9 protein-coding genes and 2 pseudogenes are annotated in these 8,385 nt (G+C 65.2%); 6 read left to right on the forward strand and 5 right to left on the reverse strand.

Going from position 1 to position 8,385, the window contains the following annotated elements:
* Positions 1–253 precede the first annotated feature (253 nt).
* Positions 254–801, forward strand: a pseudogene (locus Q427_RS19790) (ATP-binding protein); the annotation flags it as partial.
* A 23-nt stretch (positions 802–824) separates the two neighbouring features.
* Here Q427_RS19790 and Q427_RS19795 read toward each other — a convergent pair.
* Complete coding sequence (locus Q427_RS19795) at positions 825–1,304, reverse strand: hypothetical protein (protein WP_043516834.1); 480 nt, start codon at positions 1,302–1,304, stop codon at positions 825–827.
* Positions 1,298–2,278, reverse strand: a complete 981-nt coding sequence (locus Q427_RS19800) for an alpha/beta hydrolase (RefSeq protein ID WP_043516835.1) — start codon at positions 2,276–2,278, stop codon at positions 1,298–1,300. The genes Q427_RS19795 and Q427_RS19800 overlap by 7 nt, the downstream gene beginning before the upstream one ends.
* Before the next feature lie 303 nt (positions 2,279–2,581).
* On the opposite strand from Q427_RS19800, the gene Q427_RS19805 reads away from it, so the two are divergent.
* Together Q427_RS19805 and Q427_RS19810 are read left to right on the forward strand one after the other, a co-directional pair.
* Positions 2,582–4,756, forward strand: coding sequence for a malate synthase G (locus Q427_RS19805; RefSeq protein ID WP_043516836.1), 2,175 nt, complete (start codon positions 2,582–2,584; stop codon positions 4,754–4,756).
* Between the two features lie 169 nt (positions 4,757–4,925).
* Positions 4,926–5,338 (forward strand): annotated as a pseudogene (locus Q427_RS19810) (PaaI family thioesterase).
* A gap of 18 nt (positions 5,339–5,356) precedes the next feature.
* Here the strand turns inward: Q427_RS19810 and Q427_RS19815 are convergent.
* On the reverse strand, positions 5,357–5,734 hold the full coding sequence (locus tag Q427_RS19815) for a DUF423 domain-containing protein (protein WP_043516837.1): 378 nt from the start codon (positions 5,732–5,734) through the stop codon (positions 5,357–5,359).
* Positions 5,735–5,828: 94 nt separating this feature from the next.
* On the opposite strand from Q427_RS19815, the gene thiS reads away from it, so the two are divergent.
* Genes thiS through trmB form a run of 3 tightly spaced genes read left to right on the forward strand, consistent with a single transcriptional unit; the run spans position 5,829 to position 7,651 of the window.
* Positions 5,829–6,029: a sulfur carrier protein ThiS gene (gene thiS / locus Q427_RS19820; protein ID WP_043516838.1), complete on the forward strand. Its 201-nt coding sequence runs from the start codon at positions 5,829–5,831 to the stop codon at positions 6,027–6,029.
* Between the two features lie 50 nt (positions 6,030–6,079).
* Positions 6,080–6,877 (forward strand): thiazole synthase, encoded by a 798-nt coding sequence (locus Q427_RS19825; RefSeq protein WP_043516839.1) that lies wholly within the window; start codon positions 6,080–6,082, stop codon positions 6,875–6,877.
* A 27-nt stretch (positions 6,878–6,904) separates the two neighbouring features.
* On the forward strand, positions 6,905–7,651 hold the full coding sequence (trmB, locus tag Q427_RS19830) for a tRNA (guanosine(46)-N7)-methyltransferase TrmB (protein WP_043516840.1): 747 nt from the start codon (positions 6,905–6,907) through the stop codon (positions 7,649–7,651).
* Here the strand turns inward: trmB and Q427_RS30465 are convergent.
* Both Q427_RS30465 and Q427_RS29240 read right to left on the reverse strand, forming a co-directional pair.
* Entirely contained in the window at positions 7,578–7,958 is a 381-nt protein-coding gene (locus tag Q427_RS30465; protein ID WP_081786115.1) for an EamA family transporter, read from the reverse strand. The two genes, trmB and Q427_RS30465, sit on opposite strands and share 74 nt — an antisense overlap.
* The coding region (locus tag Q427_RS29240; protein WP_197030752.1) for an EamA family transporter at positions 7,958–8,385 on the reverse strand (428 nt) is incomplete at its 5' end. The genes Q427_RS29240 and Q427_RS30465, both read right to left, overlap by 1 nt.

The raw sequence follows: 8,385 nt of genomic DNA on the forward strand, positions 1-8,385 counted from the left end.
GTGGCTTGAATGATAAATATTGTTGCAATCGAAGTGATTGCACCAGATATTATTATCCCCCATCTTGACTTGATGAATAGCACTATTGCCCCGGCCATGATGAAACCAATTAAATCTAAAAGCTTTGCAACTAATAAAGCCATTAACATTGCCACACTCCGAGGCATCATAGAAAAATCAATATTACACACGATGGATTGGCATTGTCATCAAATTGGTTTCTCCTTTGGAGGAAGTTTGTCAAAAGCCCCTACCCATCGAGTCGGGACAGATCCATATCGCCCGGGCTAACCACGAAAGACGCTTCCCCGCCAGGTTTCAGCTTGTGGCCGCCATGAATCCTTGCCCCTGCGGACACCTGGGCGACCCCCGCCAGGCCTGTCAGTGCACCGCCGCTCAAATCCAGCGCTACCAATCGTGGCTCTCGGGGCCGTTGCTGGATCGAATCGACCTGCAGGTGCCGGCGCTGCCGCCGGAACAGCTGACCTCCCGCGAGATGGGGGAGAGTTCGGCCGAGGTGCGGGAGCGGGTGATGGCGGCCCGCCAGCGCCAGTATGGCCGGGGGGCGCTCAACGCCCATCTGGGAGCCGCGAGCTTGAGGCAGCCTGTGCACCGTCGACGGCGGATCGCACCTGGTTGGCCGGGGTGCTCGAGCGGTTGAGGCTCTCAGCTCGGGCCTACCGTCGGGTACTGCGGGTGGCGCTGACCTTGGCCGACCTGCTTGGCAAGCCGCGACCGGAGCGGGCGGAGCTCATGGAAGCCATCGGCTATCGCCAGCTGGATCGTCAGCGCCAAGGGTGAGAGGTCTATTTCGCTGCTGAGGCCTATAGCGCCGTGGCGTCGAAGGCCCCTTCGATCGAGGTCTCCCAGAGTGCGGCGGCGTTATCAGGGCGGAACAGAGACAGGGTCAGCCGGTAGGGCAGCAGCTCCCGATCTGAGAGCTGCAGGCGCGGCGCGGTAGCTTCCAGCCGGCTCTCCAGGCGCCACTGATGATCGCCACTGTTGCCGGCCATGGCGGGTCGCCAGTCCAGTACCTGTGGGCCATCCGACACTCGCAGCATGGCCCGGGTCAGGTTTTCCCGGAAACGCTCGGGGGCGATACTCAGGCTGGTGTCTACCGAGGGCGCAGCGAGCAACAGTACCTGGTCCTGGGGCGGCTGTATTTCGGCAACGATCATCAGCCGGTCGGCGGCACGGTCGCTCAGGTTCTGCAGGGCCCGGCGAATCGGGTCGGGTTCGGGAGGCTGGGTGGCGCAGCCGACCAGCAGCAGGGCCGTCAATAGTATCGTGGCGCATTTCAGCATCGGGACGGAGACTCGTCAAAGGCCGGTGAGGGAAGCTCAAGGTCGACGATGAAGTCGTCCAGGGCCGCGAAAAGCGTATGGCGTATGGCCTCCGCTTCATTGACCAGGTGATGCCGTGCTTCCGGATGGCGGCGAATGCGCGCATTGGGAAACTTGCGCTCCAGCACCGACAGGTTCCACTCCCAGTCCACGGTCAGGTCCTGCTCCCCCTGCAGGATCAGGGTGGGCAATTCACTGGGGGGGAGTGCCAGCATCTGCGGCATCCAGCGCCGCATGGCACTTACCCAGATCATCGACAGATGCTCGGGCTGCAGGGGGTCCTGTTCTCGCAGAAAGATGGCGAACTCGCTATCGGTGGAGTTCTCCTTGAACCGCCGGGGGAGAGTGCGTACGAAGGGGCCGACCAGCAGGTGCAGCCAGCTCGACTGGGACCAGCCGGAAGGGCGTACCAGCGGTGCCAGCAGGACGAGACCAGACCAGTGCCCGTCATCGGGGCGGCTGAGGGCGTCGGTGGCGAGGATCGCCGCGCCGGTGCTCTGGCCGACGCCGAGCCAGGGCCTGGGTGCCAGCCCCCGATCGCCCAGCTGGTCCTGCAGAGCGCGCAGGCATTCGCCATAGTGGTCGAAGTCGTCGATACAGGCGCGTCTACCACTGGAGAGGCCGTGCCCCGGCAGATCCCAGAGCACCACTCGCCAGCCGCGCTCCAACAGCCGCTCCAGCAGGTGGCGGTACAGGCCCAGATGATCGAAGTAACCGTGCACCACGAAGGCGGTGCCGATCGCCTGGCGGGGGCTCCACACCTGGGTCCAGAGCTGATAGCGCTCCGTCTCCAGGTAGCCGACGTAGAGTCCCACGTGCTCGGTCAGCAAGGGCGACAGCCCGTAGTAGTCGAGGTAGTCGGCCAGCGGTTCTCCGGCATCCGAGCCGAAGGGGGCAATGGGCCCCAGGGCCTGCAGGGGGGTGAAGTCGGTCATCATGTCCTCCGACAGGTAAGCCGGTCGTCTTGCGAGCCGTCATGGCTGCTGGCAGTCGAATGGCGCTGAAGTCTCAGTTTACACAGGAGTCGTCTAGCCTAGCGATAGACCGTGAAGCAAAGCGAGTTGACCAAATGGTCAAAAACAATGCCTCTTAACCCTATGTCTAGTGTGCTGAACCTTTCACCCGGGTTTACATATGGAACAATTTTCCACAAAATTGTTCCCATAGAGTGGTTTCACCCCCACGGATTGCGGCTGCGGATTGTGCCTCGTCCGCCGCCATCACGAGGAGACTCCCCCATGTCAGAACGCGTCACTCGCCACCGTCTTCAGGTGGCTGCCGAGCTGGATGGCTTCATTACCGAGCAGGCCCTGCCGGGCACCGGCATCGATGCAGAAACTTTCTGGGCGGGCGTCGACGCCATCTTTCATGATCTGACAGCAAATAACCGGGATTTGCTCGCTGAACGCGAGAATCTGCAAGAGCGGCTCGACACCTGGCACCGTGAGAACCCCGGTCCGGTGGGCGATATGGCCGCCTATCGCGGTTTCCTGAAGGAGATCGGCTACCTGGTGGACGCCCCTGCCCAGGTCAAGGTCACCACCGCCAATGTCGATAGCGAAGTCACCATTCAGGCCGGGCCGCAGCTGGTGGTGCCGGTGAGCAATGCCCGCTATGCGCTGAATGCCGCCAATGCCCGCTGGGGCAGCCTCTACGATGCACTGTATGGCACCGACGCCATCTCCGAAGAGGATGGCGCCGAGAAGGGAGCCAGCTTCAACCCCAAGCGGGGCGAGAAGGTCATCGCCTACGCCCGCGGTGTGCTGGACCGCGCTGCCCCTTTGGCCACCGGCTCGCACCGTGATGCGGTGAAGTATGCCCTGCGTGATGGGCACCTGGTGGTGTCCCTTGAAGGCGGCCGGGAGACTGGCCTCAAGGATTCCGGCAAGCTGGTGGGCTATACCGGCGAGGCGTCGAGCCCCGACTCGGTGCTGCTGGCCAATCATGGCCTGCACCTGGAGATCCAGATCGACCCGGCTCACCCGATCGGCAAGACCGACCCGGCCGGCGTCAAGGATCTCGTGGTGGAGGCGGCACTGACCGCCATCATGGATTGCGAGGATTCCGTGGCGGCGGTGGATGCCGAGGACAAGGTGGGCGTCTATCGCAACTGGCTGGGCCTGATGCGTGGCGACCTGGAAGAGCAGGTCGCCAAGGGCGACAAGACCATCACCCGTCGCCTGCATGGCGACCGCGACTACACCACCCCCGATGGCGGCAAGCTGACCCTGCCGGGCCGTTCGCTGATGTTCGTGCGCAACGTCGGCCACCTGATGACCACGCCGGCGGTGCTCGATGCCGAGGGCAACGAGCTGCCGGAAGGCATCCTCGACGGTATCGTTACCGGCCTGCTGGCGCTCCACGACCTCAACAAGGGAGCCGACACGCCGCGTAACTCACGCGCGGGCTCCGTCTACATCGTCAAGCCGAAGATGCATGGCCCGAAGGAAGTGGCATTCTCCAGCGAGCTGTTCAGCCGCGTGGAAGACCTGCTGGGCATGGCGCCTGACACCCTGAAGATGGGCATCATGGACGAGGAGCGTCGTACCACGGTCAACCTCAAGGCGTGCATCAGCGAGGCCACTTCCCGGGTGGTGTTCATCAATACCGGCTTCCTCGACCGTACCGGCGACGAGATGCACACCGCCATGGAAGCGGGCCCGATGATCCGCAAGGGTGACATGAAGAACGCCGCCTGGATCGCTGCCTACGAGAAGAACAACGTCCAGGTCGGCCTGGCCTGCGGCCTTCGCGGCCGCGCCCAGATCGGCAAGGGCATGTGGGCCATGCCGGACCTGATGGCGGCGATGCTCGAGCAGAAGATCGGCCACCCCAAGGCCGGCGCCAACACCGCCTGGGTGCCTTCGCCCACCGCCGCCACCCTGCACGCGCTGCACTACCATCAGGTGGATGTGATCGGCATCCAGCGCGAGCTGGAGGCGCAGGGGGAGCCGGACTACCTGGATGACCTGCTCACCGTGCCGGTGGCCGCCGAGGCCAACTGGTCCAGCGACGAGATCCAGCAGGAACTCGACAACAACTGCCAGGGCATCCTCGGCTACGTGGTGCGCTGGGTCGAGCACGGGGTGGGCTGTTCCAAGGTGCCGGATATTCACAACGTCGGCCTGATGGAAGACCGCGCCACTCTGCGCATCTCCAGCCAGCATATCGCCAACTGGCTGCATCATGGCGTGGTGGACAGCGCCCGTGTCCAGGAAACTCTGGAGCGCATGGCCAAGGTGGTCGACGAGCAGAACGCCGGCGACCCCACCTACACGCCGATGAGCGCCGACTTCAAGGGCTCCACGGCCTTCCAGGCCGCCTCCGACCTGATCTTCAAGGGGCGCGAGCAGCCCTCCGGCTACACCGAGCCGCTTCTGCACCATTGGCGCGCCGTACACAAGGCGAAGTAGGCCAGGACCGGCCCGCTAGTGCCGCACGCTAGGCGTCACGCCCCCGCGACCCAGGCCGCGGGGGCGTTTCGTTGATATCGTCGACACTTGTCGGCTGGGCGGGGCGGGCCGCCTCGTCTATCTTGGTCCGATCATCCCCAGATTACCTCTTTCCCCAGGGAGCCATGCCATGACCGTGATGACCGCCGCCGCCATCGAAGACTTTCTCGACGAGATATTCCCCCAGCGCGCCGGGACCATCGAGGGCGTCGGCCACATGCGGGCCACCATGAGCCTGGCCATCGAGGATGAACACCTGCGGCCCGGCGCCAGTGTGTCGGGCCCGACCCTGATGGGACTGGCCGACGTCTGCCTCTACGTGGCAATCCTGGCCAGATCGGCCCGGAGCCCATGGCCGTGACCAGCGACCTGCACTGCCGCTTCCTGCGCCGGCCCCGTGGGGATCGCGATATCATCGCCAATGCCCGTATCCTGAAGCTGGGCCGTCGCCTGGCCGTGGGCGAGGTGCAGCTGTTCTCCGCCGGTGACGAGGCGCCGGTGGCGCTGGTGACGGCTACCTACGTGCTGCCTGACAACGACTAGGCACTGTTCAGGCTCTGACTAGGCGCGGTCGCGCAGGGCGCAAACCGCCAGTGCCAGCCAGCCGCCGATCATCAGCAGGCCGCCGATGGGGGTGATCATGCCCAGCCCGCGCACGCCGGTCAGGGCCATGCCATAGAGTGAGCCGGAGAACAGCACGATTCCCGCTGTCCAAAGCCCCAGCACCACGCCCTGTCCCCGGCGTGGGTGCGAGGCGCGCCAGGCCAGCACGCCCAGCATCGCCAGGGTGTGCCAGGCTTGATAGCGCACACCTGTCTCGAAGGCGGCAGCCAGCCGCGGGGCCAACTGGCCTTCCAGGGCATGAGCGCCGAAGGCGCCCGCCATGACCACGAGGGCACCCGACAGTGCCGCCATGCCCCACCAGGATCGGTCCTGCATCGATGCCACTCCCTGTCGGTTGGATTGCTGCCCACCGTACCCCGAGGGGGCGTAACCGGCTACAATATTGGCCCGTCAACGCAGAGAGGACGCCATGCAGATCCAGCTCAACGGTGATGCCCATGACCTGGCCGCCGATCTCACGGTGGCGCAGCTGATCGATACCCTTGGCCTGACAGGACGGCGGATAGCCGTCGAGCTCAACGAGGAGATCGTGCCCCGGAGTGAGCACGGGACGACCCGCCTGAGCCAGGGAGACCGGGTCGAGATCGTCCATGCCATCGGCGGTGGATGAATGGGTCCGATTAGCCGCCCTTTTCCAGATACCCTACGAAGGCATACTCGATGACAGACTTCTTTCAGGATCAACCGCTGCGAATCGCCGGCCACACCTTCACATCACGGCTGTTGGTGGGCACCGGCAAGTACAAGGACTTCGACGAGACGGCCGAAGCCATAGCCGCGTCCGGCGCCGAGGTGGTCACCTTTGCCGTGCGTCGCAGCAACCTCGGGCAGGAGGCCGGCGAGCCCAACCTGCTGGACGTCGTGCCGCCCGAGCGCTTCACCCTGCTGCCCAACACCGCAGGCTGTTATACGGCGAAGGATGCCGTGCGGACCTGCAAGCTGGCTCGGGAGCTGCTCGACGGCCACAAGCTGGTCAAGCTGGAAGTGCTGGGTGACGATCACACCCTCTATCCCAACGTGGTCGAGACCCTCAAGGCGGCCGAGGAACTGCTCAAGGATGGCTTCGACGTCATGGTCTACACCAGCGACGACCCCATCGTCGCTCGGGCGCTCGAGCAGATGGGCTGCTGCGCCATCATGCCGTTGGGCTCGTTGATCGGTTCCGGTCACGGCATCCAGAATCCGCACAACATCCGGCTGATCATCGAACAGGCCAGCGTGCCGGTGCTGGTGGACGCCGGTATCGGCACCGCTTCGGATGCGGCTATGGCCATGGAACTGGGCTGCGACGGTGTGTTGATGAACTCCGCTATCGCCCATGCCCGTCAGCCGGTGCTGATGGCCAGTGCCATGAAGAAAGCCGTCGAAGCCGGCCGTGAAGCCTTCCTGGCCGGGCGCATGCCGCGCCGCCAGAGCGCCGACCCCTCGTCGCCCTTTGCCGGCCGTATCAACGGCTGAATTTCCTACCAGAGCCCGATCGATTCCATGAGCGACCAGCCCCACGATAACGTCACCTCGAGCACCGGCCCGGAAGGGCCGGATGCCCCCCTGCATCGCCGCGGCATCAAGAGCTATGTGCTACGTGCCGGACGCATGACCCAGGCCCAGACGCGCGGGCTGGAGGATGTCTGGCCCCGCCTGGGGCTGACCCTGGCGGATGGGCGCCAGGATCTTGATGCCCTGTTCGGTCGCCAGGCGCCCCGGGTATTGGAGATCGGCTTCGGCATGGGGGCCTCGCTGATCGAGCAGGCCGAGAGCCACCCCGAGACCGACTTCATCGGCATCGAGGTGCATGCCCCGGGCGTGGGCAAGCTGCTAGACGAGGCCGACAAGCGCGGCCTGGGCAACATCCGGGTCTATCGTGAGGATGCGCTGGCGGTGCTTGAGCAGTGCCTGCCGGAAGCCAGCCTCGATACGTTGCAACTCTTCTTCCCCGACCCCTGGCCGAAGAAGAAGCACCACAAGCGGCGCATCGTCCAGCCCGCCTTCGTCGAACTGATCCGCACGCGCCTGAAAGTGGGCGGCACGCTGCACATGGCCACCGACTGGCAGGCCTATGCCGAGTGGATGGCCGAGGTAATGGAGGCCGCTCCCGGCTATGCCAATACAGCATCACCGGACACCGCGCCCTACGTGCCCCGGCCGTCGTTTCGACCGCTCACCAAGTTCGAGGCGCGTGGCGAGCGACTGGGACATGGGGTCTGGGACCTGCTGTACCGACGCTGCGCATAGCCAGGCCCGCGCCGGCGATGGCGACCGTCATGCCCGCGATGCCCTGGGCGCTCGGCTGCTCGCCGAACATGGCCGCGGCCCAGAGCAGGGTCACGGCAGGGGTGAGGTAGACCAGTGATGAGGTCAGGGTCACCCCGAGCCGGCGCAGGCTCGCGACGAAGAAACCGTACCCCCCCAAGCTGGAGAGCACCACCAGCCAGCCCATCGCGGTGAGGCTGAGTCGGTCGGTGGGCAGGGCCGGCACACCCCCCGCCACGATCACCGCCGCCAGGGTAAATATCCCGGTGGCGGCGAACAGCTGCACCATCAGGTCGCCGCCACCGGCATGGCGGTAGCCCAGCGCACGGAGAGCAGGCTGCCGAGCGTCACGGCCACGACCGAACCCAGCGGCAGCGCATAGGCCCACAGCGGCGCACTGCCGCCGCCATGCTCGAAATCATCCAGCACATAGAGCAATACGCCCAGCGTGGCGACGGCCATGCCCGCCCAGCCTCGGGCCGACAGGCGTTCGCTGAGCCAGGGTCCGGCCAGCGCCGCAGCGAGTAGCGGCTGAAGCGCGGTAATCAAGGCGGCCACGCCGGTGCTGACGCCATGCTCGAGCGCCAGTATCACCCCCAGCAGGTAGCCGCCCATGGTCAGGCTGCCTACGGCCATCTCCCGCCTTACATCGCGCAATGCCAGCCGAGCACCGCCGATCAGTCGCCACCAGACTGCGACCAGCAGGCTCGCCAGCA

It is taken from the genome of Halomonas sp. BC04 (assembly GCF_000568385.1).

Bases quoted from the DNA above. Each gene is read 5' to 3' on its own strand.
- Q427_RS19800 (WP_043516835.1), bottom strand. From the start codon at position 2,278: ATGACCGACTTCACCCCCCTGCAGGCCCTGGGGCCCATTGCCCCCTTC.
- Q427_RS30465 (WP_081786115.1), bottom strand. From the start codon at position 7,958: ATGGTGCAGCTGTTCGCCGCCACCGGGATATTTACCCTGGCGGCGGTG.
- Q427_RS19795 (WP_043516834.1), bottom strand. From the start codon at position 1,304: ATGCTGAAATGCGCCACGATACTATTGACGGCCCTGCTGCTGGTCGGC.
- thiS (WP_043516838.1), top strand. From the start codon at position 5,829: ATGCAGATCCAGCTCAACGGTGATGCCCATGACCTGGCCGCCGATCTC.
- Q427_RS19815 (WP_043516837.1), bottom strand. From the start codon at position 5,734: ATGCAGGACCGATCCTGGTGGGGCATGGCGGCACTGTCGGGTGCCCTC.
- Q427_RS19825 (WP_043516839.1), top strand. From the start codon at position 6,080: ATGACAGACTTCTTTCAGGATCAACCGCTGCGAATCGCCGGCCACACC.
- Q427_RS19805 (WP_043516836.1), top strand. From the start codon at position 2,582: ATGTCAGAACGCGTCACTCGCCACCGTCTTCAGGTGGCTGCCGAGCTG.
- trmB (WP_043516840.1), top strand. From the start codon at position 6,905: ATGAGCGACCAGCCCCACGATAACGTCACCTCGAGCACCGGCCCGGAA.